We start from the raw sequence: 23,076 nt of genomic DNA, 5'->3' as shown, positions 1-23,076 counted from the left end.
GTTTTGCCGTAACCTTGGCCGACGTGAGTGATGAGTTCGATGCGGCACTGAAGGACCTGACCGGCAAGCTGACGCAGATCGAGTCGGTGATGGACCTGGATGCGCTGCGTGCCCAGGTGGCCGAGCTGGAGGAACAGGCATCCAGCCCGAACCTCTGGGACGACCCCGAAGCGGCGCAGAAGGTCACCAGTCAGTTGTCCCATCGGCAGAGTGAGCTGCGACGCATTTCCGAGCTGCGCCAGCGGCTCGACGACCTGGGCATCCTCGCGGAACTGGCCGAGGCCGAGGGCGACTCCGCCAGCGTGGCCGAGGCCGAGACCGAGCTCACGGCGCTCACCAAGGACATCGACGGGCTCGAGGTCCGCACGCTGCTCTCGGGTGAGTACGACCCGCGCAACGCCGTGGTCACCATCCGGTCCGAAGCGGGCGGCGTCGACGCGGCCGACTGGGCCGAGATGCTGCTCCGGATGTACCTGCGGTGGGCCGAGCGCCACAACTACCCGACGGACGTCTACGACATCTCCTACGCCGAGGAAGCGGGCATCAAGTCCGCCACCTTCAAGGTGACGGCGCCCTACGTCTACGGCACGCTCTCCGTCGAGCAGGGCACCCACCGGCTGGTGCGCATCTCGCCGTTCGACAACCAGAGCCGCCGCCAGACCTCCTTCGCGCACGTCGAGGTGATGCCCGAGGTCGAGGAGGTCGACCACGTCGACATCCCCGAGAAGGACATCCGCGTCGACGTGTACCGCTCGTCCGGCCCCGGTGGCCAGAGCGTCAACACGACGGACTCGGCGGTGCGGATCACGCATATCCCGACCGGCGTGGTCGTGTCGTGCCAGAACGAGAAGTCGCAGCTGCAGAACAAGGCGGCCGCGATGAAGGTCCTCCAGGCGCGGCTGCTGCAGCGGAAGAAGGAGGAGGAGCGCGCCGAGATGGACGCGCTCAAGGACGGCGGATCCAGCTGGGGCAACCAGATGCGCTCCTACGTGCTGCACCCGTACCAGATGGTCAAGGACCTGCGGACCGAGTTCGAGGTCGGCAACCCGTCGTCCGTGCTCGACGGCGAGATCGACGGCTTCCTGGAGGCCGGCATCCGCTGGCGCAAGCAGTCCGGAGCCGCGTAGCAACCCTGCGTGAGAGAGCAAGGGACCTTTGCTGTCACTTTCCCGGAGAGAGTGAGAGCAAAGGTCCCTTGCTCGCTTGGCCGCCGGGACCGGGCTACCCGGGCTTAACGGCGGGCATGGGTAGTATGCCGAACCGTGATCCGGCTCGAAGAGGTTTCCAAGGTCTACAAGACCTCGACCCGTCCCGCCCTCGAAAGGGTGTCGGTCGAGATCGACAAAGGCGAGTTCGTCTTCCTGATCGGTCCCTCGGGATCCGGGAAGTCGACCTTCCTGCGTCTCCTGCTGCGCGAAGAGGTGCCGAGCAAGGGTCGCGTCATGGTCTCCAACTTCGACGTCGCCAAGCTCGCCCGTCGCCGGGTGCCGCGGCTGCGGCAGACCATCGGCTGCGTGTTCCAGGACTTCCGTCTGCTGTCGAACAAGACCGTCGCCGAGAACGTCGCCTTCGCGCTCGAAGTCATCGGCAAGCCGCGCCCCACGATCCGCAAGGTCGTGCCCGAGGTGCTCGAACTCGTCGGCCTCGACGGCAAGGCCGACCGTCTCCCCAACGAACTCTCCGGTGGTGAGCAGCAGCGCGTCGCGATCGCCCGCGCGTTCGTGAACCGCCCGCTCGTGCTGCTCGCCGACGAGCCGACCGGGAACCTGGATCCCGACACCAGCCAGGACATCATGTTGCTGCTGGAGCGGATCAACCGCACCGGCACGACGGTGCTGATGGCCACCCACGACCATTCGATCGTGGACTCGATGCGGCGAAGGGTCGTCGAGCTCCAGCTCGGCAAGGTCATCCGTGACGACGCCCGAGGCGTCTACGGCATCGGCCGCTGACCGGCCCCGCCCTCCTCCGTAACCCACGACTTCCAAGGGACATCAACCCCGATGCGCGCCAGTTTCGTCTTCAGCGAGGTAGTCACCGGCTTGCGCCGGAACGTCACGATGACCATCGCGATGATCCTCACCACCGCGGTCTCCCTCGCCATGCTCGGCTTCGGCCTGCTGGCCGTCGGCACGATCGACAAGATGAAGGCCAACTTCCTCGCCGACGTCGAGGTTTCGGTCTATCTGGTCAACGACATCAGCGCGGGTGACCCGAACTGCTCGCAGTCCGCTTGCCAGGCGCTGCGCGAGGACCTGCAGGGCAACGACGGCGTCGAGTCGGTCGTCTTCGAGAACCGCGAGCAGTCCTACGAGCGGTTCAAGAAGATGTTCGAGAGCCAGCCGGAACTGCTCGCGCTGACCGGGCCGGAGGCGCTGCCCGCGTCGCTGCACGTCAAGCTGAAGAACCCCGAGCGCAGCCAGGCGATCATCCAGGAGTACACCGGCAAACCGGGCGTCAGCAAGGTCGACGACCAGCAGAAGGCACTGGACCGCGTGTTCAACGCGCTCAACGGTGTGCGGAACCTCGCCTTCGGTGCCGCGCTGATCATGGCCATCGCCGCGCTGCTGCTGATCGCCAACACCATCCAGGTGTCGGCGTTCACCCGGCGCACCGAGGTCGGCATCATGCGGCTGGTCGGCGCGACCCGCTGGTACACGCAGCTGCCGTTCCTCCTGGAGGCGGTGGTCGCCGGCCTGGTCGGTGCGATCATCGGCATCGTGTTCCTGGTGCTCACCAAGGTGCTGTTGCTCGACTTGGTCCTCACCGGGGACGTGTTCCCCGCGGTCGGCATGCTCGAATTGCTGTTCCCGGTGGCGCCGATCCTGCTCGCCGTCTCGATCGTCATTTCGGCGATCACCGGCTACGTGACGCTGCGCCTGTACGTGCGCCACTAGCCGCCCGATAACCACCTGCCCGAACACAGAAACTCACGTAGAGTCGCCGCTATGCCCAAGGAACGTGGACACAAGGTGATCGTGTCGAACCGCAAGGCTCGCCACGATTACTCCATCCTCGACACCTACGAAGCCGGTCTCGTGCTCGTCGGTACCGAGGTGAAGAGCCTGCGTGAAGGACGGGCATCGCTGGCCGACGCGTTCGCCACGGTGGACGACGGCGAGGTCTGGCTGCGGAACGTGCACATCCCGGAGTACGTGCAGGGCACGTGGACGAACCACACGCCGCGGCGCACCCGGAAACTGCTGCTGCACCGCCAGGAGATCGAGAAGCTCATCGGCAAGACCAAGGAGAGCGGTCTTTCGCTGGTCCCGCTGTCGATGTACTTCAAGGACGGCAAGGTCAAGGTCGAGATCGCGCTGGCGAAGGGCAAGAAGTCCTACGACAAGCGGCAGGACATCGCCAAGCGGGACGCGGATCGCACCATCAGCCGGGCCATGGGCCGGGCGCTCAAGGGCCGGTACAACGATTGATCCACGGGCCAGCGTCGGACGCCGAGATCCCCGGTTGGATCTCGGCGCTCGGCATCGACGGGCTCGTGGACCTTCACCTGCACTTCCTGCCGAAGCAGGTCATGGACAAGGTGTGGGCCTACTTCGACCAGGCCGAAGAGCACTACGGCATGGCCTGGCCCGTGCACTACCGCACGCCGGAAGAAGAGCGCATCGAAACCCTGCGCTCGTTCGGCGTGCGCAGGTTCGCGCCGCTGGTCTATCCGCACAAGCCGGGAATGGCCGAATGGCTGACATCGTGGGCGCTGGAATTCGCGGAACGCGTCCCCGAGGCGGTGCCGACCGGCACCTTCTACCCGGAGCCGTCCGCGCTGTCCGTTGTGGACGGTGCGCTGCGCGCGGGCGCCCGCTGTTTCAAGGCGCACGTCCAGGTCGGCGCCTACGACCCGCGTGACGAGCTGCTGGACGGCGTCTGGGGCGCGCTGGCGGACGCCGGTGTCCCGGTGGTCGTCCACTGTGGACACGGTCCGTTGAAGGGCGCCTACACCGGGCTACGGCTGTTCGAGGAGATCCTGGTCCGGCATCCCAGCCTGACGCTGGTGCTCGCGCACGCCGGCATGCCGGAGATCGACTTCGCGTTCGAGCTGGCGAGGAAGTATCCGCGGGTGTACCTCGACACCACGATGGTCGGGGTGGAGTTCACTTCGCGCGGTAATCCGCTCCCGCGGGACTGGACGGATCTGCTGGCCGAGTTCCCCGATCGCGTCGTGCTCGGCACCGACTTCCCCAACATCCCGTACTCGTACGCCACACAGCTGCAGGCGATCGCCGGCTGGGCAGCCGACGATCGCCTGGGAGAGCCGTTCCTGCGGGCGGTGCTGCACGACACCCCCGCGAAACTGCTCAGCGTTTGAGCTGTGCCACCTCGGTGACCGAGACGGCGCGGCCGAGCAACCGCGTTCCCAGCTCCGAAACCTGGATTTGCTTGCCGGCCAGGAGGAATCCGCCCGTCGCCAGCGCCACCCACGGCGCCGGACCCTGGGCGAGACCGTCGCTCAGCGGGGCGAAACCGTGCGCGGCCAGCCCGAGCAGGCCGCCCGCGATCGCCAGCCCGGCCACCACCAGCTGAGGTGTGCGGGCGGTCGACGCGGGGCCGGAATTCTGCGTTTCGAACCGGGCGAACATCCGCAGCAGACCGAAGAGCACCAGCCCGCAGGCGCCGAGCCAGGCCGGGAGCATCGTCAGCCACAGCACGGAACCCGGTTCGGGGGTTTCGTAACCGAGGCCGTAGACCGCGACACCGGAGACGACGATCAGCGCCGGCATGTGCCACAGGTAGACGCTCATGAACCGCGGGCCGATCCACTTCAGCGCGGCGTCGAGAGCCGGCCGCGTGGCCATGGCGTTCAGCTGCGGTTTGAAGGCCAGCAGGAGCCCGATCTGGCCGATCGCGAGGAAGGCCAGCAGCACGGTCGGCGGGCTCATGTTCGACACCGGGGCGCCCGGCATGCCGATCATGCTCGCGGGATACGGACCGAAAGCGACCATCAGCGCGGTGATGCCGAACCCGATACTTGCCATCCCCAGCGCCGCGTTGCGGCTCAGCGAGCCGAGACGGCCTCGCGTGTAGTGGAAACCGAGCTGGTGCACGGCCATCCAGACGAAGATCGCGTTCGCGAAACCGATCAGGCCGAGGTCGTTGAAGCGGGCGACGTCGACGAGGACCGCGGCGGCGAGCATCACGAGCGGGACCTTCAGGCCCCAGCGGCGATGCGCGGTGGCCAGGAGCGGGGTGAGCAGCACGGTGAGCACGTACACGGCCAGGAACCACAGAAGCTGCGCTGCGATCGCTCCGCCGACCTGCAGCGGCTGCTCCGGAATGCCCATGCCACGCAGGATGTCCGGGACGAACAACCAGACCGCCACCAGCGGCAGCACCGGGATCATCAGCCGCTTGAGGCGGGCCGCGAGCCAGGAACGGGAACTTTCCGCGCGGCTCAACGAGATCAGGTTCGCCGCGCCGCCCGCGAAAAAGACGAGAGGCATGACCTGACTGAGCCAGGTGATGACCCACCAGCCGGGCGTCGCGAGGGCGTTGCCGGTCGAGAGACGGCCGTCGGCGTACGAGAGCACCGGCATTCCCCAGTGCTGAACGACGACCGCGAGGATCGCGACCGCTCGGACGATGTCCAGGAACCTGTCCCGGCCCTGTTTCTGGCTCGTGTGCATGGAAAAGAGCCTGGTGCTTCGGGGCCGCGAAAACAGCGGTGCGGGCCGCCGTATCGATCTTCCTGTTTTCGCCCTCGGAAGGTGGAGTTTTCCCTACCCCACGCCGTCGGTCTCGGGCTCCGGGAGAGGGGCGGGGCACAGCCGAAACTCCCAGCAGTCGTCCTCGGCGAGGCCGAGTTCATAGCGGGTCTCGATCTTCGGCCCGTCGTGCAGATGGACGTGTTTGAGGACGGTGCCCGCGACGGGCTCGGTGTCGCCGAGTTCCTGGACGCGTCCGTCGAGAGGGCCGCCGAAGAAGCGGGCGCTGTGGGAGGGCCTGTCGGTCATGGGTCCTCCTCGGTTCGGCGCGTCACCCACCTACAAGTCTGCCCATGTTAGGTGAGTGACGGCTTCGCCACCAAGAGCTACTTCAGCGTCCTAAGTAAGTCAGGACCGCACGGACCCGGCGGTGTTCCACCGAACTCGCTTCGAGGCCGAGCTTGGCGAAGATGTTGCCGATGTGCTTCTCGACCGCGCCGTGCGAGACGACGAGCGAGTTCGCGATCGCGGTGTTCGACAGTCCCTGCGCCATCAGCCCCAGCACCTCGGATTCGCGGGCGGTGAGCGCGTCGAGCGGGTTCTTGCGGCCCCGCGCCATCAGCTGCGCGATGACGTCCGGGTCGATGGCCGTGCCGCCCCCGGCGACGCGCTTGACCGCGTCGAGGAAGTCCCCGACGTCGGCGACGCGTTCCTTGAGCAGGTAACCGACTCCGCCCGCGCCGCCGGACAGGAGCTCGACGGCGTAGCTCTCCTCGACGTACTGGGAAAGCACGAGAACCGGCAGGCCCGGGATGACTTCGCGAGCGCCCAGAGCGGCGCGCAGGCCCTCGTCGGTGAAGGTGGGCGGCATCCGCACGTCGACGATCGCGAGATCCGGCCGGTGCTCCTTGACCGCGACCAGCAGGTCGTCACCGTTGTCCACGGCCGCGACGGTCTCGATGCCCTCGTCGGCGAGGAGGCGGATCACCCCCGCGCGCAACAGAACCGCGTCTTCGGCGATGACAACCCGCATGCTGCCCCCAGCGTCGTGAGTGAATGGCAGAGCCTATTCACTCACGAGCGGGTCACCATTGGCACGGCAGGTCCGCGCGAATCACCGTCGGGCCACCGGGCGGGCTGACGACGGTGATCACGCCGTCGATCGTGGCCGCGCGGTCGGCGAGCCCGGCGAGGCCGCCACCTGGCCGGACTTCGGCGCCACCGTGCCCGTTGTCGGTGATCTCGACGATGACCATCGAGTCGGTGCGCCACACCTTCACACCCGCTTCGGTCGCTCCCGAGTGCTTCGCGATGTTCGTCAGCGTCTCGCCGACGATGAAGTAGGCCGTCGTCTCGACCGCGGCGGGCGGCCGCGGTTCGACGTCCACCTCGACGTCGACGTGGATCGGGGATTTCGCGGCCTGCGCGGACAAGGCGGCGTCGAGTCCGCGGTCGCCGAGCACGGCCGGGTAGATCCCGCGGGCGAGATCGCGCAGTTCCGACACCGCGAGCTTGGCGTCGAGGTGCGCCTCGTCGATCAGTTCGCGTACCGCGTCCGGGTCCTGGTCGAACTTCGACTTCGCGCGGCCGAGGCTCATCGCGACGGCGACCAGGCGCTGCTGGGCGCCGTCGTGCAGATCGCGCTCGATGCGGCGGCGTTCGGCCTCGGCGGCGTCGACACCGCGAGCCCGCGACGCCTGCAACCGCTCGGCCTTCTGCTCCAGCCGCTGGGTGCGGTTCGGGCCGAGGAGCGAGAACGCGAGGTTTCCGTGCAACCAGCCGAGCCACGGGGTGACCCAGATCGCCATCGGCAGCAGCACGATCGACGCGATCGCGATCGGAAGCTCCAGACAGGCCAACGGGAACGCCGCCATCAGGTAGGCGAGATCGCGCCAAGTCGTCGCGTCGGTCAAGCGGGTCAGCCAGCGCTTGACCAGCGGAAGTCCTTCGACCGGCAGACGCTCGACCGGCTCCAGCGGAGTCTCGAGCATCGTGCGCGCCCAGCCTCGCTCGCGGTCGGCGGACCAGCGAATGAAACTGGTCGTGGCCATGAGGATCGGGAAACCGATCCACACCACCGCCGTCGCGATGCCGACCGCCAGGCCGGTGACGATGAGGACGAACTGGAGGAGCCGGAACACGAAGCTGACGATCATGTAGACGATCGACCGCAACGGTCGCGGCCGCGGAATCCCCACCTGCGGCACCTGCTGGTCGATCGTCATCCGTGAACCTCGCCCCATGAATCCTCCAGACGGCGGCGCTGGGCGTGGGTCGGCCCGAGCAGCGCCGTCGCCAGCCGGGCGTGCATCCCGGCCAGCGCCTTCGTCAACGCTACCGACAGCGCGATGCAGAGCACCCCGAGCGCCGCCCAAGGCAGCGCCGAGACCGTCGAATCGACGGTGAACCACGCGTTTTCCCAGGTCGGGAAGCGGTACTCGCCGCCGGGCAGGAAGCGGTAGTGGATCGGCAGGCCGGCGAGGCCGAGGCTGGTCGCCCAGAACGCCGTGACCAGGACGAACTCGATGATGCCGAGTGGGAAGAGCAGGAAGAAGTAGGCGAGGTCGCGCCAGGTCGAGCCGTCCTTCAGCCGCGCCTTCCAGCGCACGGACTGGCCGGCGACGGGCAGCGGGAGATACGGCAGGTCGATGTAGCGGTCGAGCAGCGCGTACACCCTGGCGCGTTCCATCCGGGCCGCGCCGCGGACCGACAGGATCACCAGCGCGAGGATCGGCAGCCCTATCCAGACGATCGCCGTGCCGATGCCCACCCAGAAGAACGACATCAAGAGCGCGAACGCCACGATGCCCATCGGCAGGTTCATCAGCAGGTAGACCAGCGAGCCGCCGAACGACGGATCGGACCTGCTCAGCTCCCGCTCGGCCGCTAGCGAGCTCATGGTCTTGCTCCTCTCTGGTGCGAGGAGTCCAGCATCGCGCTCGCGCGTGCTCGCTGACATGGTGCCCACGGGCATCTCCCAGGTGGGGCTAGCCCCACCTGCGGGAATAACCCGGTTGCCGTCCGAGTTATGATGTACAGGTTGTATCCCACCAAGGGGGTGAACGGTTTCGACTTTGGTCGTTGAATCAGGAGAAGCGTGCCGGTGCAGGCGAGAGACCACCGTAAGCGTCATCGCAAACCAATAAGCGCCGAGCCTAAGAGCCAGCGCGAGTTCGCTCTTGCTGCCTAAGCAGTAGAGCAACTCTGTCGGTCCGGGGTCGCCTCCGACCCGGTCACCGGCATCAGCTAGGAGGCTTACCGCCACACTCGGCTACGGGGTGTGGTTGGGAAACAAACAGTGGCTGGGCTCGTCACTTCAGCTTGTTCGCGTGACTGAAGGGGCCAAGTAGAGACATAGCGGACTGCGCACGGAGAAGCCCTGGTGATGCGCCAGAGGACCCGGGTTCAATTCCCGGCACCTCCACTGGTCGACGGAGCGGCCCTGCCCCTGAGGGGGCGGGGCCGCTTCTTTGCGTCGGCCTAGGCTCGGGAGCATGCGCCTTCATGTGCTCGATGGGGATCCGGTCCGCGTGTCGTACTCGTGCACGGTGTGCTGCTCGGCGGCAGGGAGGCGTGGCGGGCTCAGCGCCCGTTGACCGAGCGGTGGACGTTGCTCGCGCCGGATCGCCCCGGGCACGGGAAATCGCCGGACGGCGTACAGGATTTCGAAGTCGACGCCGAGTTGCTCGCGGAGCAGGTGCTCGGCGTGCCCGCGCATCTGGTCGGGCTGTCCTATGGCGCGATCGTCGCGATGCTCGCCGGCGCGCGGCGGCCGGCGATGGTCCGGACGCTCACCGTGGTCGAGCCACCCGCTGCCGGGGTCGTCCGGGGTGACGAGGTCGTCGACGCGTGGGACGCCGAACTGCGGAGAATTCTCGAGGGGCCGCTCGACGATCCTCGCGAAGTGTTCAAGGCGTTCTTCCCGCTCGCCGGTGTGCCGCTGCCCATTCCCGATCCCGTGCCGGAGACGCTGCGGCGGGGTGCCCGCGCGCTGGTCGGGATGCGGCCGCCGGGAGACGCGGAGCTGCCGCTCGACGCGTTGGCCTCAGCGGATTTCCCGATGCTCGTGATCACCGGTGACCACCGTCCGGAGTACGAGATCATCGCCGACGCGATCGCGGACGGGACCGGTGCGGGCCGGGAAATCGTGCGAGGGATGGGGCATCTGGTGCCCGACACGGGTGCGCCGTTCAATGCCCGGCTCGAGTCTTTTCTGAATCACGGAGAGTAGTGAAATCTAGATCGTTTTTGTCTCAATTCACCCGCGCCGGGAACTGTCGCGGGGAGGGATGTCATGCTGAGTGTCCGACCATGGCCCTCTTTCGAAACGACCCCGTGTCGCCGGAGGGCCGGAAGAAGGTGGCAGATGACCTGGGCTAGGCATTCCAGTCGTCCCGACCCCGCTGAAGACCAGAGCCGGATGGCCGGCGTGCGAGCGGAGGAAGAAGTCCGCCTCACGCTGCAGAACGGCCGAGCCGCACGAACCGTCGCAGGGCACTCTTCGGATGCCCTCGACTGTGCTGAACTGCTGGCGATGCTCGGGCTCGAGGGAGTCCAGAAGAAGCACGCTCAGCGCATCTGACCCCCGATCCGGGTGGTCAGTTCGGCCGCGGTCAGGCGGACCTCCTCGGCGAGGCCCGGCCAAGTCTCCTCACATCCCTCGGCTCCCGGGCAGAGGTGGCGGAGGGTGACGCTGATCGCGGCCATCGGCCGGCCGCCGTGGTCGAAGACCGGGCAGGCCACCGAGGCGAATCCTTCGGTGACGTGGCCGTCTTCGACCGCCCAGCCGAGCCTGCCCTCCTCGTTCAGCGTTCGGCGCAGTTCGGCGAGGGTGCGCGGGCCGCGACCGGTGCGCAGGACGAACGCCGACGCGTTCGGGAAGAGCGCGCGGACGTGCGGCGACGGCAGATGGCGGAGCATCGCCCTGCCCGAGGCCGTGAGCTGGCCAGGCAGCCGGACGCCGACCTCGGTCACCAGGGTTTCCGGGCGGGTGGGGCGCTCTTTGACCAGGTAGAGCGACTCGTTGCCGTGAAGCACGCCCAGATGCGCGGTGTGGCCGACGCGGTCGGCGAGTTTGCGCAGCAGCGGGAGCGCGAGCCGCTCAAGCGGGTCGTGACGCAGGTAAGCCGAGCCGAGCTCGAACGCGGCGATACCGAGGCCGTAGCGGCGCTCGGCGGGCAAGTGCGTCACGAAACCGGCGTCCTCCAGTTCGGCGAGCAGGTGATACGTCGTCGAACGCGGTAGGCCGAGTTCGCGCGCGATCGCGGCCGCCGACACCGGGCCCGGCCGCGCGGCGAGGGCGCGAAGGATGCCGAGGCCGCGTCGCAGAGCCGGGACCTCGCTGCTCTCACCCATGCCGACCTCCTGTTCGCTTCGGGGGAGCAAGGGACCTTTGCTACCACTTGTCTCAACGTCGAGAGAAGCGATAGCAAAGGTCCCTTGCTCCCGCCCCGCGTGTCTTGGATACCAGACACAACCAGCGGTTGGGGCCGCCCACCAGCGGTCATGGCGTTGTCCAATGGAGCTATGCCGGAAACCGTACTTCTGGGCTCCGAACCGCTTCGGCCCGAACAGGTCGTCGCGGTCGCCCGTGACCACTCGCCCGTCGCGGTCAGCGAAGCGGCCGAGAAGAACCTCGCCGCGACGCGGCAGCACATCGATAACCTCGCGCACGCCGAGACGCCGACGTACGGCGTTTCGACGGGCTTCGGGGCGCTCGCCACCAGGCACATCCCGCTCGAGAGCCGCACCGCGCTCCAGCGGTCGCTGATCCGGTCGCATGCGGCGGGGGCGGGCCCGGTCGTGGAGACCGAGGTCGTGCGCGCGCTGATGCTGCTGCGTCTCCGCACCCTCGCCAGCGGGTACACCGGCATCCGGCCGCAGACCGCGCAAGCGCTTGCGGCCCTGCTCAACGCCGGGATCACCCCGCTCGTTCACGAGTACGGCTCGCTCGGCTGCTCCGGTGACCTCGCGCCCCTCGCCGCTGTCGCGCTCGCGCTGATGGGAGAGGGCGAAGTCGAGTACAACGGCGAAGTCGTCCCGGCCGGCGTAGCGCTGAAGCACGCTGGGATCGAGCCGGTCGTTCTCGCGGAGAAGGAGGGTCTCGCCCTTACGAACGGGACCGACGGCATGCTCGGCATGCTCCTGCTCGCCGCGGCCGACCTCCGCAAGCTGCTCGACACCGCCGACATCACCGCGGCGATGAGCGTCGAAGCGCTCCTCGGCACCGACCGCGCCTTCGCGGCCGACCTCCAGGCGCTGCGTCCGCACCCCGGTCAAGCGCTCAGCGCCCAACGCATGTGGACGGCGCTTCAGGACTCGAAGATCGTCGAGAGCCACCGCGGTCCGGACTGCAATCGCGTCCAGGACGCGTACTCGCTCCGCTGCGCGCCCCAGGTGCACGGCGGCGCGCGGGACAGTCTCACGCACGCCGAACTCGTCGCCGAGCGTGAGCTTCACTCCGCGGTCGACAACCCGGTCGTGCTGTCCGACGGCCGAGTCGAGTCGAATGGCAACTTCCACGGCGCGCCGGTCGCGTACGTGCTCGACTTCCTGGCCATCCCGCTCGCGGACGTCGCGAGCATCGCCGAGCGCCGCACGGACCGGATGCTCGACAAGGCCCGCTCGCACGGCCTGCCGCCGTTCCTCGCGTTCGACCCCGGCGTCGATTCCGGCCACATGATCGCCCAGTACACGCAGGCGGCCGTGGTCAGCGAGCTCAAACGGCTCGCGGTGCCGGCGTCGGTCGATTCGATCCCCAGCAGCGCCATGCAGGAGGACCACGTCTCCATGGGCTGGTCCGCCGCGCGCAAGCTGCGCAAGGCCGTCGAGGGCCTCAACACCGTCCTCGCCATCGAACTGCTCACCGCCGCGCGCGCCCTCGACATGCGCGCGCCCCTGGTCCCGTCGCCGGTCACCGGCCGGGTCCGGGATCTCGTCCGCACCAAGGTCGAGGGCCCCGGCCCCGACCGTCATCTGGCGCCGGAGATCGCCGCCGCCGAAGAACTCGTCGCGTCGGGTGCCGTCCTCGCCGCGGCCAAACTGGAGGTCTGAGCCCATGACCCGCACGGTCCGTGCCGCCCGAGGCACCACGCTCACCGCGAAGAACTGGCAGACCGAAGCCGCGCTGCGGATGTTCCACAACAACCTCGACCCCGAGGTCGCCGAGCGCCCGGAGGACCTGGTCGTCTACGGCGGCACCGGCAAGGCCGCCCGCAACTGGGCCAGCTTCGACGCGATCACCCGCGAGCTGACCGGCTTGGAGCAGGACGAGACGCTGCTCGTCCAGTCGGGCAAGCCGGTCGGTGTGTTCCGCACGCACGAATGGGCGCCGCGCGTGCTCATCGCGAACTCCAACCTCGTCGGCGACTGGGCGACGTGGCCCGAATTCCGCCGTCTGGAAGCCCAGGGCCTGACCATGTACGGCCAGATGACCGCGGGGTCCTGGATCTACATCGGCACACAGGGAATCCTGCAGGGCACGTACGAAACCTTCGCCGCCGTCGCGAAGAAGCGGTTCGGTGGCAGCCTCAAGGGCACGCTCACCGTCACCGCCGGTCTCGGCGGCATGGGCGGCGCGCAGCCGCTGGCCGTCACCATGAACGACGGCGTCGCGCTGGTCATCGAATGCGACCCGCAGCGCGCCCACCGCCGCGTCGAGACCCGCTACCTCGACGAGGTCGCCGACGACCTCGACGACGCGATCCGCCGGGTGGAGGCCGCGAAGAAGGAAAAGCGCGCGCTGTCCGTCGGCGTGGTCGGCAACGCCGCAGAGGTGCTTCCCGAACTGCTGCGCCGTGGTGTCGAGGTCGACATCGTCACGGACCAGACCTCCGCGCACGACCCGCTTTCCTATCTGCCCAAGGGTATCGGCGTCGACGAGTGGCAGGACTACGCGGACAAGAAGCCCGACGAGTTCACCGAGCGCGCCCGCGAGTCGATGGCGGAGCACGTCGAGGCGATGCTCGGCTTCCTCGACAAGGGCGCCGAGGTCTTCGACTACGGCAACTCCCTGCGCGGCGAGGCGAAACTCGGCGGCTGCGAGCGCGCGTTCGATTTCCCGGGATTCGTGCCCGCCTACATCCGCCCGCTGTTCTGCGAGGGCAACGGCCCGTTCCGCTGGGCGGCGCTGTCCGGTGACCCCGAGGACATCGCGGCGACCGACCGCGCGATGCTGGAACTGTTCCCGGAGAACGAATCCCTCGCGCGCTGGATCCGGCTGGCCGGGGAGCGCGTCGCCTTCCAGGGGCTTCCGTCGCGGATCTGCTGGCTCGGCTACGGCGAGCGGCACCTCGCGGGCCTGCGGTTCAACGAGATGGTGGCCAGCGGTGAGCTGAAGGCGCCGGTCGTCATCGGCCGTGACCACCTCGACTCGGGCAGCGTCGCCTCGCCGTACCGCGAGACCGAGGGCATGGCCGACGGTTCCGACGCGATCGCCGACTGGCCGCTGCTGAACGCGCTGGTCAACACCTCGTCGGGCGCCAGCTGGGTCTCGATCCACCACGGCGGCGGCGTCGGCATGGGCCGCTCCATCCACGCGGGCCAGGTCAGCGTGGCAGACGGAACCTTGCTGGCGGCGCAGAAACTCGAACGCGTGCTCACCAACGACCCGGGCATGGGCGTCATCCGGCACGTCGACGCCGGCTACGACCGTGCCGCCGAAGTCGCCGACGAGCGTGGCGTGCGCGTGCCGATGCGGGACGCCGAGTGACCGCGTCCTCGCTGCTGGAGGAGATCTCGGACGTCGGCCGCGACCCGAAGCGCGGCGGCTACTCCCGCCACGCCTTCGACGCGGCCGAAACCGAACTGCGCGAGTGGTTCGTCGAACGCGCCGGGCGGCTGGGGCTGGGCGTCGAGACCGACCGCAACGGCAACGTCTGGGCCTGGTGGGGCACCCCGGGCCCGGACGCGGTCGTCACCGGGAGCCACCTCGACTCGGTGCCGGGCGGCGGCGCCTTCGACGGCCCGCTCGGTGTCGCGAGCGCGCTCGACGCGGTGGAGATCTTGCAGGCCAAGGGATTCCGCCCGGCGAAGCCGTTCGCCGTCGTGGTCTTCGCCGAGGAAGAGGGCGGCCGATTCGGTGTGCCGTGCCTCGGCTCCCGGCTGCTGACCGGGACCATCGACGCGGACAAGGCACGAGGCCTGCGAGACCCGGACGGCGTCACGTTCGCCGAGGCGGCGGCGAAATCCGGCCTCGATCCCGAGCGGGTCGGCCGGGACGCCGAGCGGCTCGGATTGATCGGGCGGTTCCTGGAACTGCACGTCGAGCAGGGGCGCGGGCTGATCGATCTCGGTTCGCCGGTCGCCGTCGGCAACACGGTGATCGCGCACGGCCGATGGCGATTCTCCTTCCAAGGACAGGGAAATCATGCCGGCGCCACGCTGATCGGCGACCGCCGTGATCCGATGATCCCGGCGGCCGAGACCGTGCTCGCCGTGCGGAAGCTGGCCAAGGCGACCACCGAGGCGAGGGCGACCGTCGGCAGGCTCGTACCGACCCCCGGCGGGACCAACGTCATCGCGTCCACTGTGGACCTTTGGCTGGACGCGCGGGTGCCGGGTACGGATACGCCCGAGCTGGTCGCCGAGATCGCGAAGCTGGCCGAAGAGGCGGCCGCGCAGGAAGGGTGCCGTGTCGAGGTCAGCAGGGAGTCGTACTCCGACGACGTGATCTTCGACGACGCGCTGCGCCGTGACCTGGGCACCTGGCTGGGCGGGCCGCCGGAACTGCCGACCGGTGCCGGGCACGACGCCGCGATCCTCGCCGGGTTCGTCCCGGCCGGGATGCTCTACGTACGCAATCCCACCGGCATCAGCCATTCGCCGGAGGAGTTCTCCGAGGCGGCGGACGTCGACCACGGTGCCCGCGCGCTCGCGGAGGTTCTGGAGAAACTGTCGACATGACGACATATTGGTGCGAACGTGCCTGGCTGCCGGACGGGATCGCCGATGCCGTCCGGATCGACATCGGCGGCGGCAAGATCACTTCGGTGATGGCGAACGCGCCTCGCGAAGGCATTGTCCTCAATGGACTCACCTTGCCGGGGTTCGCCAACGGGCACTCGCACGCGTTCCACCGTGCGCTGCGTGGCCGCACGCATCACGATCGCGGAACCTTCTGGACGTGGCGCGAGCGGATGTACTCGCTCGCGTCCCGGCTGGATCCGGATTCGTACTATCGCCTGGCGCGTGGGGTTTACGCGGAGATGGTGCTGGCCGGCTACACGAGCGTCGGCGAGTTCCACTATCTGCACCACGCGCCGGGCGGAAAGCCCTACGCCGAACCGAACGCGATGGGCGAGGCGCTGCGTCAAGCGGCCAAAGACGCCGGGATCCGGCTGACGTTGCTCGACACGTGCTATCTCGCGGGTGGGATCGGCATCGAACCCGACGAAGTCCAGCGGCGGTTCTCCGATGGGACGGCCACGAAGTGGGCGCAACGAGCAGGCGAACTGCGGGAGGACGAGACGTTCCGGGTGGGTGGCGCGATCCATTCCGTGCGCGCCGTTCCCGAGGACGAATTGTCCGAAGTGGACCACGGGACGCCCGAGAATCGGCCGCTGCACATCCATCTTTCCGAGCAGCGGGCCGAGAACGAACAGTGCATGGCGGCTTATCACTGGACTCCGACCGGCCTGCTCTGGGACAACGGAGTGCTCACCGAGCGGCTCACCGCGGTGCACGCGACGCACCTGACCCCGGGTGACATCAAATGGCTCGGCGAGGCGGAGAGCCGCGCCTGCTTCTGCCCGACGACCGAACGGGATCTCGGTGACGGGATCGGCCCCGCGCGGACGCTGCTGGACGCGGGAGTGCGATTGTCGCTCGGCAGCGACAGCAACGCGGTCGTCGACGCGTTCGAGGAGACCAGGGCGCTGGAACTGAACGAGCGGCTCGCCAGCGAGAAACGCGGCCGGTTCACCGCGGAGGAACTGCTCGCGGCGGCGACGGATCACGGCGCGGTCGGTTGGGACGAGGTCGGCAGGCTGGCTCCGGGCGCGGGCGCGGATCTGGTGACGGTCGGCCTGAGTTCGGTGCGGACCGCGGGGATCGAGCCGTCCGGGGTGGTCTTCGCCGCTTCCGGAGCGGACGTCCGGGACGTCGTCGTCGCCGGGCGGGAGATCGTCCGCGATGGCGTGCATCAGCTGATCGACCGGCCGGAAACGGTCTTGGCCAAGGAGATCGAGGCATTGTGGCAGTCCTGATCACGGGAATCGGCGAGCTCACCACGAACGACGCCGAACTGGGCAAGCTGCGCGACGCGGCCGTCGTCGTCGAGGGCGAAACGATCGCCTGGGTCGGCGCGGCCGCGGACGCGCCCGACGCGGATGAGCGTGTCGACGTCGAGGGCCGTGCGGTGCTGCCCGGCTGGGTGGACAGTCACACGCACCTGGTCTTCGCCGGGGACCGGACGGCGGAGTTCGAAGCGCGGATGGCGGGGAAGGCGTACAGCGCCGGGGGGATCGCGGTCACCGTCGACGCGACGAGGTCGGCCTCCGACGAGCAGTTGGCGGCGAACCTGCGGCGTCACGTCGACGAAGCGGCGAGGCAGGGCACGACCTGCCTGGAAACGAAGACCGGATACGGGCTCAACGTCGAAGACGAGGCGCGCTCAGCGCGGATCGCCGCCGAGGTGGCCGACGAGGTCACGTTCCTCGGTGCGCATCTGGTGCCGCCGGGCGCGGACGCGGAGTCCTATGTGGACTTGGTATGCGGTGACATGCTCGATGCCGTCGCGCCGCTCGTGCGGTGGGCGGACGTGTTCTGCGAGACCGGCGCGTTCGACGAGGCGCAGTCCGGGCGGGTGCTGAAGGCGGCGCGGGAGCGCGGGCTCGGGCTGCGGGTGCACGGGAACCAGCTGGGGGAGGGGCCGGGTGTGCGGCTCGCCGTCGAGCTGGGGGCGGCGAGTGTCGACCACTGCACGTACCTGAGCGAAGCGGACGTCGAGGCTCTCGCGGCTTCGGACACCGTCGCGACCTTGCTGCCGGCGTGCGACCTGTCGACCCGCCAGCCGCTGGCGCCGGCGCGGCGGCTCCTGGACGCGGGGGCGACGGTCGCGCTGGCCAGTAACGCGAACCCGGGCAGCTCGTACACGACGTCGATGGCGTTCTGCGTCACGACCGCGGTGCTGCAGATGCGGATGACGATCGACGAGGCGGTGTGGGCGGCGACGGCGGGCGGGGCTCGCGCGTTGCGGCGTGACGATGTGGGCTTCGTGCGGCCTGGGGCGCGCGCTGACCTTCACGTGCTGGAGGCGCCTTCGACGACGCACCTCGCGTACCGGCCGGGGGTGCCGCTGACGGCCGCTGTGTGGCGGCGCGGGAGGCGGCTGACCAGCGGTTTCGCCGCAAAGTGGTAGCAAAGGTCCCTTGCTCCCCCGCGGCGATCAAAAGGCTTGGCCGAGGGTCTCCTGGACGCGCTCACGCAGGGCGGGCGGAAGGTCACCGAGCAGGTGGGACCACTGCTCGACCCGCTTTTCGCTCAGGTGAGTGAGCAGGTCGAGCACCGGCGCCCACAGGTCCTCGTCGGCGGCCGCGACCTGGAGGAGCCCGCGGAACCGGGCCTCGGGGAGCAGCCCGAGGACGTGATCGATCCGGCTCTTGTCGTCGAGGACGAACGCGATCCGGATCAGCGCGGAATCGCCGATGACGGCCAGCGCCCGGCGCACCGTCGGATCGGGAAGATGGCCGACGAACCGGCCGACGGTGATCCAGTCCTCACGGCGCACCAGTTCGCCGGCGACCGCGACGACGGTGTCGAGCGGGATCCTGGCGATGATCGCGCTCGCGCGGCGCGGGTCCAGCTCGGCCGCGACGTCGGCAAGGAAGGGCGGCTTCAGCCGTTTCGCGACGTCGACGCCCCGGGAGACGTCCACCAGCCCGGCGATCCGCGCGCACAGAAGCGGGCCGAAGACCTTCTCGGCGATCTTCGCGAGGATCGGGCTCGGGACGAGCTTGCTCGCCATCGCCATCCGCTCGAGGGCGGCGAGGTTGGCGTCGAACAGCGTGTCCGTCACCTGTTCGCGGAATGCCTGGAGTTCGGCCGCGTCCACCTTCTCCAGATACGAAAGCCGCTCCGGGGTGGTGCCGAGGACGCGGGCGAGTTTGAGGATCTCCGCCTGCGCGGCGAAGTTTTCGGTGGTCACAGGCCCACCACCTTGCGAACGGTGCCGCGCAGCAGCGCGGGTACGTACTTCAGGCCCTCTTCGCCCGCTTCGGCCAATGCCTTGGCCTGACGGTGACGCGCGTCGCGCAGCGCGTCGGAGAGGTCCTGCTTCTCGTGGTCGGCCAGCGCTTCGATGCCTGCCGGGACAGGACCGCCTAGCTGACCGGTGAGTGTGCGCTCGGCCATGGTCGATCATCATGCCTCATCGACCCGGGGAAGCAGGGGACCTTTACTTTCGTCCATGGCGGACCGCTCGTCACGGCTTGTAGCGTCCTGACTTGTGAAGGAAGCGGAGGAGCCCGTGCGGCGCGGGCGACGGCTGGTCATGGACATCGCGCTGTGGCTCGGGCTCTGCGGCTGGGTGGTCATCGACGCCGGATCCAGCACGAAACACTGGGAACTGCTCTTCGGGCTCACCGCGACCACGGCCGCGATCGCGGTGTCGCGCCGGTACCCGCTCGTCTCCCTCGCCATCGCGATGTTCGCCGCTTTCGTCGTCATGGGCAGCTTCGGCGGCCGGGTGCCGATCTGGGAAGGGTTCGTCCTCGTCGCGGTGGGTTACCTCGCCGGCTACCGGCGGCCGGTCGCGAAGCCGATGCTTCGCGTGTTCGCCGTCGTTTCCGTGATCGCGGTCCCCGTGGCGCTCGTGTGGAGCAAGGACGGGTTCGCGTCCTGGGGCGCGCTGCTCGGCGTCCTGGTCTTCGCGGGCGTGACGCCCTGGCTGCTGGGCAGGTACATCCGGCAGCGCGAGGACATGGCGCGCGACGGCTGGCGGCGCGCCGAAGAGATGGAGAGCCGTCAGCGGCTCATCGCCGACCGCGCGCGCCTGCGCGAGCGCACCCGGATCGCCAGCGACATGCACGATTCGCTGGGCCACGAGCTGAGCCTCATCGCGGTACGCGCGGCGGCGCTGGAGGTCGCGGGTGGCCTCGACGAGCAGCAGCGGCAGGCCGCGGGTGAGCTGCGGCAAAGCGCCGCGACGGCGACCGAGCGGCTGCGCGAGATCATCGGGGTCCTGCGCGAGGACGACGCGCCGACCGAGCCGGTGCACGAAAGCATCGACGAACTGCTCGACCGCACCAGGGCGTCGGGCGTGCTGATCGAGTCCTCTGTGGACGCACCGCTCGACGGCGAACCGCAGATGGTCGACCGCGCCGCGTATCGCGTGGTCCAGGAATCGGTCACGAACGTGGTGAAACACGCGCCGGGGGCGGCCGTCACCGTCCGGGTGACGCGGTCGGCGGGACGGACGGACGTCGTGGTCACCAACACCGCGCCGCCCGCGGGGCCGTTGCCTGGCCGGGCTTCGGGCAAGCGCGGGCTGATCGGCCTGCGCGAGCGGGTCCGGCTGGTCGGCGGAACCCTGCGGGCGGGCCCGCACGACGGCGGATTCGAGGTCAGCGCGACCTTGCCGCACGACGCGGCACCGTCGGAGGAATCGCCCGAGAGCCAGGCGGCGATGGACGCCGAGGTGGGGCAGTCGACGTCGGCCAGGGAACTCGAGCGTGCGCGCCGGGACGTGCGGCGCAGCCTGATCCAGGCGATCGTCGTGCCGATCGGGCTGTTCGGCCTGGTGGTCGGGATCAGCGGTGCGGTGTTCCTCGTCCAGTGGTACCGCTCCGAACTCCCCGGCGGCGACTACGACCGCATCCGGATCGGCCAGACGCGGGCGGAGGTCGCGTCCCTCCTGCCCGACGGCCAGCGGATCGCGCGGCCGCGCGCGGTGGAACCGCCGGTACCCGACGGAGCGACCTGCGAGTACTACGGCACCGAGCGCAGCGTGTTCAACTTGAACTACGAGGCCTACCGGCTGTGCTTCGCCGAGGGGAGACTCGTGGCGAAGCACGTGATCAGTGAAGACGAGCAAAGGGGGGACCCGGATGATCCGGGTGGTGCTGGCCGATGACGAGGCGATGATCCGCGCCGGCGTGTCGGCGATCCTGGCCGCGGACGCCGGGATCGAGGTGGTCGCGGAGGCCGAGGACGGCCGTGCCGCCGTCGAGCAGGCCCGCGCGACCAGGCCGGACGTCGTGCTCCTCGACATCCGGATGCCGGTCATGGACGGGCTCAAGGCGGCCGAGGAGATCCGAAGGTTGCTGCCCGAGGTGGGCGTGATCATGCTGACCACGTTCGGCGAGGACGCCTACATCGAACGCGCGCTCGGCCTCGGCGCGAGCGGTTTCCTGCTGAAATCCGGCGACCCCCGTGAACTGCTCGGCGGGATCCACGCGGTCGCGGGTGGCGCGGCGTTCCTTTCGCCGAAGGTCGCGCAGCGCGTCATCGCCCGCTTCTCCGGCAATCAGGTCTCTCGCGCCGAAGAGGCGAAGGCACTGATCGGCAAACTGACCCCGCGTGAGCAGGAAGTGCTGGCGTTGCTCGGTTCCGGACTGTCCAATGCGGACATCGCCGCGAAACTGTTCGTGGTCGAGGGAACGGTGAAGGCCTACGTCAGCACCATCCTCAACCGGCTCGGCGCGCGGAACCGGGTGCAGGCCGCGATCACCGCGTACGAGGCGGGGCTGGTCGGCGGGGGATCGGAGGCGTCCAGCCGCTGACGCCTGCGCCGATGCGGGCGGTGAGCGCGCCGGGGAGCATCCGGAACACGCCGTTGCGGAGGGCCACGGCGAGCGGGTTGCGCAGCTGCGGGCCGATTTTTCCGGCCTGGACCGAGGCTTTCACGACACCTTGGCTGCGCGGGCGGCGCTGTTCGTCGTAACTCTTCAGTGCCGTGTCGACGTCTTCGGTGGTACTGAGCGCGGCGGCGAGGACGACGGCGTCTTCGATCGCCTGGCAGCCGCCCTGGCCGAGGAACGGCGGCATCGCGTGGGCCGCGTCGCCGAGTAGCGCGACGCGGCCCTTGACGTAGGTCGGCAGGGGAGTGCCGAGCAGGTAGAGATCGTGGTGGAGCAGCGTCTCGGGCGCGGTCGCCTCGATGAGCCCGGGAATCGGTTCGTGCCAGCCGCCGAAGCGGTTTCGCAGATACGACTTGGGGTCCTCGTGACGGACTCCCGCTTCGGCGAGGTAACTCGCCCACCAGTAGACGCGGCCGTCATGCAGCGGGATGACCCCGATCTCGGCGCCGTCGTCCCAGCTCGTGCTGAGTTCTGCCGGGTGAGGGACGGTGGTGACCGCGCGGAAGGCCGTGCTGCCGCTGTACACCGGCTCGGGATGGCGCGGCCAGAGTTCTTTGCGAGCCGTGCTGTGGATTCCGTCCGCGGCGACGATGACGTCGGCGTCGAGATCGTCGAGGCTGGTGACTTGCACGCTGGTGCGGACGCAGCCGTCGGGGAGGGCCTCGCGGAGCGTGCCGATGAGATCCGCGCGGTGGATGGCGGCGAGCGGGCGGCCGTGGTGACGGCGGAACGCCTCGGCATCCCATCGGGTGATGCGGCGGCCGTGGCGGTCGTGGAGACCGCCGGAGGATTGCTCCTGTTGTCCGGTGAGGCGAACGCCCAGTGTCTCGAGTGAACGCAGGGCGTTCGGCCACAGGGAGATGCCCGCGCCGACCGCGGTGAGCTCCGGTGCCTGTTCGAGGACGGTGACCTCCCAGCCGATGCCGTGCAGCCCGATGGCGGCGCTCAGTCCGCCGATTCCCCCGCCGACCACGATCGCTTTGCGCATGTCGACCTCCTCTACATCTGTAGAGTACTACTACACTTGTAGAGTGCGAAAGGCGACGATCGGGGACGCGGCCATCGAGGTCATCGCGGCCGAGGGGATGCGGGGGCTGACGCATCGCGCCGTCGACCGGTTCGCCGGGCTGCCGGCGGGTTCGACCTCGTACTACGCGCGGACGCGGGCGGCGCTGCTGGAGCTGGCGATCTCACGGATGATCGAACTCGACGAGGTCACCCTGGACCCGCCACCCGGACGGCTGGCCGAGTACGTGGCCGGGTTCGCCCACGCGGCGATCACGAACGGGCGGACGCGGATGCTCGCGCGCTACGAGTTCGCTTTGGAGGCGACGCGGCGGCCGGAGCTACGCGAGGCCTACGACCGGGGCGGACTGGTCATCCGGCGGCGGTGCGCGGAGGTGCTCGCCGGGTGCGGATCGGCGGAGCCGGAGCGGCACGCGCGGGTGCTCGTCGCGTGGCTGGAGGGGACGGTCTTCGACGCGCTGGCCGGGACGGGTTCGCTGCGGCCGCCGGGGCTGGAGGAGCTGACGCGAGGGGCGCGGGAGGTTTTGGCTGGGCTCGGGGTGGCGGGGTAGCAAGGGACCTTTGCTACCACTCGGCAGGCCCGCGTGCCTGAGCGG

23 protein-coding genes, 1 other RNA gene and 1 pseudogene are annotated in these 23,076 nt (G+C 69.2%); 16 read left to right on the top strand and 9 right to left on the bottom strand.

Translation table 11 applies throughout. The features are described 5' to 3' along the window. The first annotated feature begins 23 nt into the window (after nt 1-23). From prfB to BLW75_RS17600, 5 genes are all read left to right on the top strand, one after another. Entirely contained in the window at nt 24-1,127 is a 1,104-nt protein-coding gene (gene prfB, locus BLW75_RS17620) for a peptide chain release factor 2 (RefSeq protein WP_034322242.1), read from the top strand. A 135-nt stretch (nt 1,128-1,262) separates the two neighbouring features. Beyond that, nucleotides 1,263-1,952, top strand: a complete 690-nt coding sequence (gene ftsE, locus BLW75_RS17615) for a cell division ATP-binding protein FtsE (RefSeq protein ID WP_005168409.1) — start codon at nt 1,263-1,265, stop codon at nt 1,950-1,952. A 51-nt stretch (nt 1,953-2,003) separates the two neighbouring features. Beyond that, entirely contained in the window at nt 2,004-2,897 is an 894-nt protein-coding gene (ftsX, locus tag BLW75_RS17610) for a permease-like cell division protein FtsX (RefSeq protein WP_034322150.1), read from the top strand. Nucleotides 2,898-2,948: 51 nt separating this feature from the next. Next, a complete protein-coding gene (gene smpB, locus BLW75_RS17605) occupies nt 2,949-3,431 on the top strand; it encodes an SsrA-binding protein SmpB (protein ID WP_034322147.1) in 483 nt (160 codons plus the stop codon). Continuing rightward, nucleotides 3,428-4,324 carry an amidohydrolase family protein gene (locus tag BLW75_RS17600; protein WP_034322145.1) on the top strand — a complete coding sequence of 299 codons (897 nt, stop codon included), beginning with the start codon at nt 3,428-3,430 and terminating at the stop codon, nt 4,322-4,324. Before smpB ends, BLW75_RS17600 begins: the two co-directional genes overlap by 4 nt. Here the strand turns inward: BLW75_RS17600 and BLW75_RS17595 are convergent. The 5 genes from BLW75_RS17595 to BLW75_RS17575 all read right to left on the bottom strand — a co-directional run bounded on the left by BLW75_RS17595 (nt 4,314) and on the right by BLW75_RS17575 (nt 8,556). Next, complete coding sequence (locus BLW75_RS17595; RefSeq protein ID WP_034322142.1) at nt 4,314-5,639, bottom strand: acyltransferase family protein; 1,326 nt, start codon at nt 5,637-5,639, stop codon at nt 4,314-4,316. The two genes, BLW75_RS17600 and BLW75_RS17595, sit on opposite strands and share 11 nt — an antisense overlap. Nucleotides 5,640-5,732: 93 nt before the next feature. Next, on the bottom strand, nt 5,733-5,966 hold the full coding sequence (locus BLW75_RS17590) for a hypothetical protein (protein ID WP_034322139.1): 234 nt from the start codon (nt 5,964-5,966) through the stop codon (nt 5,733-5,735). 82 nt (nt 5,967-6,048) lie between these two features. Beyond that, entirely contained in the window at nt 6,049-6,690 is a 642-nt protein-coding gene (locus tag BLW75_RS17585) for a response regulator transcription factor (protein WP_034322135.1), read from the bottom strand. Nucleotides 6,691-6,742: 52 nt separating this feature from the next. Next, nucleotides 6,743-7,882, bottom strand: coding sequence for a sensor histidine kinase (locus BLW75_RS17580; protein WP_034322133.1), 1,140 nt, complete (start codon nt 7,880-7,882; stop codon nt 6,743-6,745). Beyond that, complete coding sequence (locus BLW75_RS17575) at nt 7,879-8,556, bottom strand: sensor domain-containing protein (protein WP_034322131.1); 678 nt, start codon at nt 8,554-8,556, stop codon at nt 7,879-7,881. The genes BLW75_RS17580 and BLW75_RS17575 overlap by 4 nt, the downstream gene beginning before the upstream one ends. 155 nt (nt 8,557-8,711) lie before the next feature. Between BLW75_RS17575 and ssrA the strand changes: the two genes are divergently transcribed. The 3 genes and pseudogenes from ssrA (at nt 8,712) to BLW75_RS42325 (ending at nt 10,239) form a co-directional block, all read left to right on the top strand. Further along, nucleotides 8,712-9,084: a transfer-messenger RNA gene (ssrA, locus tag BLW75_RS17570) on the top strand. A 111-nt stretch (nt 9,085-9,195) separates the two neighbouring features. Then, a pseudogene (locus tag BLW75_RS17565) lies at nt 9,196-9,888 on the top strand (alpha/beta fold hydrolase); the annotation flags it as partial. A 135-nt stretch (nt 9,889-10,023) separates the two neighbouring features. Next, nucleotides 10,024-10,239, top strand: coding sequence for a hypothetical protein (locus BLW75_RS42325; protein WP_143055333.1), 216 nt, complete (start codon nt 10,024-10,026; stop codon nt 10,237-10,239). Here BLW75_RS42325 and BLW75_RS17560 read toward each other — a convergent pair. Then, nucleotides 10,227-11,012 carry an IclR family transcriptional regulator gene (locus BLW75_RS17560; protein WP_034322128.1) on the bottom strand — a complete coding sequence of 262 codons (786 nt, stop codon included), beginning with the start codon at nt 11,010-11,012 and terminating at the stop codon, nt 10,227-10,229. The genes BLW75_RS42325 and BLW75_RS17560 overlap by 13 nt on opposite strands. Before the next feature lie 171 nt (nt 11,013-11,183). Between BLW75_RS17560 and hutH the strand changes: the two genes are divergently transcribed. The 5 genes from hutH to hutI are packed head-to-tail and all read left to right on the top strand — an operon-like array spanning nt 11,184 to nt 18,015. Continuing rightward, complete coding sequence (gene hutH, locus BLW75_RS17555) at nt 11,184-12,710, top strand: histidine ammonia-lyase (RefSeq protein ID WP_034322124.1); 1,527 nt, start codon at nt 11,184-11,186, stop codon at nt 12,708-12,710. Nucleotides 12,711-12,714: 4 nt separating this feature from the next. Continuing rightward, nucleotides 12,715-14,367, top strand: coding sequence for a urocanate hydratase (hutU, locus tag BLW75_RS17550; RefSeq protein ID WP_034322121.1), 1,653 nt, complete (start codon nt 12,715-12,717; stop codon nt 14,365-14,367). Further along, a complete protein-coding gene (locus tag BLW75_RS17545) occupies nt 14,364-15,560 on the top strand; it encodes an allantoate amidohydrolase (protein WP_034322118.1) in 1,197 nt (398 codons plus the stop codon). The genes hutU and BLW75_RS17545 overlap by 4 nt, the downstream gene beginning before the upstream one ends. Continuing rightward, nucleotides 15,557-16,861: a formimidoylglutamate deiminase gene (locus BLW75_RS17540; protein WP_034322116.1), complete on the top strand. Its 1,305-nt coding sequence runs from the start codon at nt 15,557-15,559 to the stop codon at nt 16,859-16,861. Before BLW75_RS17545 ends, BLW75_RS17540 begins: the two co-directional genes overlap by 4 nt. Beyond that, the gene (gene hutI, locus BLW75_RS17535) at nt 16,849-18,015 is read left to right on the top strand and encodes an imidazolonepropionase (RefSeq protein ID WP_034322113.1); all 1,167 of its coding nucleotides are present in this window, start codon (nt 16,849-16,851) and stop codon (nt 18,013-18,015) included. Before BLW75_RS17540 ends, hutI begins: the two co-directional genes overlap by 13 nt. A gap of 27 nt (nt 18,016-18,042) precedes the next feature. Here the strand turns inward: hutI and BLW75_RS17530 are convergent, their stop codons facing one another. Both BLW75_RS17530 and BLW75_RS17525 read right to left on the bottom strand, forming a co-directional pair. Beyond that, nucleotides 18,043-18,801 carry a hypothetical protein gene (locus BLW75_RS17530; RefSeq protein ID WP_034322111.1) on the bottom strand — a complete coding sequence of 253 codons (759 nt, stop codon included), beginning with the start codon at nt 18,799-18,801 and terminating at the stop codon, nt 18,043-18,045. After that, entirely contained in the window at nt 18,798-19,007 is a 210-nt protein-coding gene (locus tag BLW75_RS17525; protein WP_034322109.1) for a hypothetical protein, read from the bottom strand. The genes BLW75_RS17530 and BLW75_RS17525 overlap by 4 nt, the downstream gene beginning before the upstream one ends. A gap of 115 nt (nt 19,008-19,122) precedes the next feature. On the opposite strand from BLW75_RS17525, the gene BLW75_RS17520 reads away from it, so the two are divergent. Both BLW75_RS17520 and BLW75_RS17515 read left to right on the top strand, forming a co-directional pair. Beyond that, nucleotides 19,123-20,727: a histidine kinase gene (locus BLW75_RS17520; RefSeq protein ID WP_034322106.1), complete on the top strand. Its 1,605-nt coding sequence runs from the start codon at nt 19,123-19,125 to the stop codon at nt 20,725-20,727. Beyond that, complete coding sequence (locus tag BLW75_RS17515; protein ID WP_034322103.1) at nt 20,702-21,376, top strand: response regulator transcription factor; 675 nt, start codon at nt 20,702-20,704, stop codon at nt 21,374-21,376. Before BLW75_RS17520 ends, BLW75_RS17515 begins: the two co-directional genes overlap by 26 nt. On the opposite strand, the gene BLW75_RS17510 is transcribed toward BLW75_RS17515, so the two are convergent. After that, complete coding sequence (locus tag BLW75_RS17510; RefSeq protein WP_034322102.1) at nt 21,321-22,442, bottom strand: FAD-dependent monooxygenase; 1,122 nt, start codon at nt 22,440-22,442, stop codon at nt 21,321-21,323. The two genes, BLW75_RS17515 and BLW75_RS17510, sit on opposite strands and share 56 nt — an antisense overlap. A 43-nt stretch (nt 22,443-22,485) precedes the next feature. Between BLW75_RS17510 and BLW75_RS17505 the strand changes: the two genes are divergently transcribed. Then, the gene (locus tag BLW75_RS17505; RefSeq protein ID WP_034322101.1) at nt 22,486-23,031 is read left to right on the top strand and encodes a TetR/AcrR family transcriptional regulator; all 546 of its coding nucleotides are present in this window, start codon (nt 22,486-22,488) and stop codon (nt 23,029-23,031) included. Nucleotides 23,032-23,076 lie beyond the last annotated feature (45 nt).

It is taken from the genome of Amycolatopsis lurida (assembly GCF_900105055.1).
GTDB lineage: Bacteria > Actinomycetota > Actinomycetes > Mycobacteriales > Pseudonocardiaceae > Amycolatopsis > Amycolatopsis lurida.
Note: the sequence above shows the minus strand (reverse complement) of the source record. Positions and strands in the feature narration are given on the sequence as shown.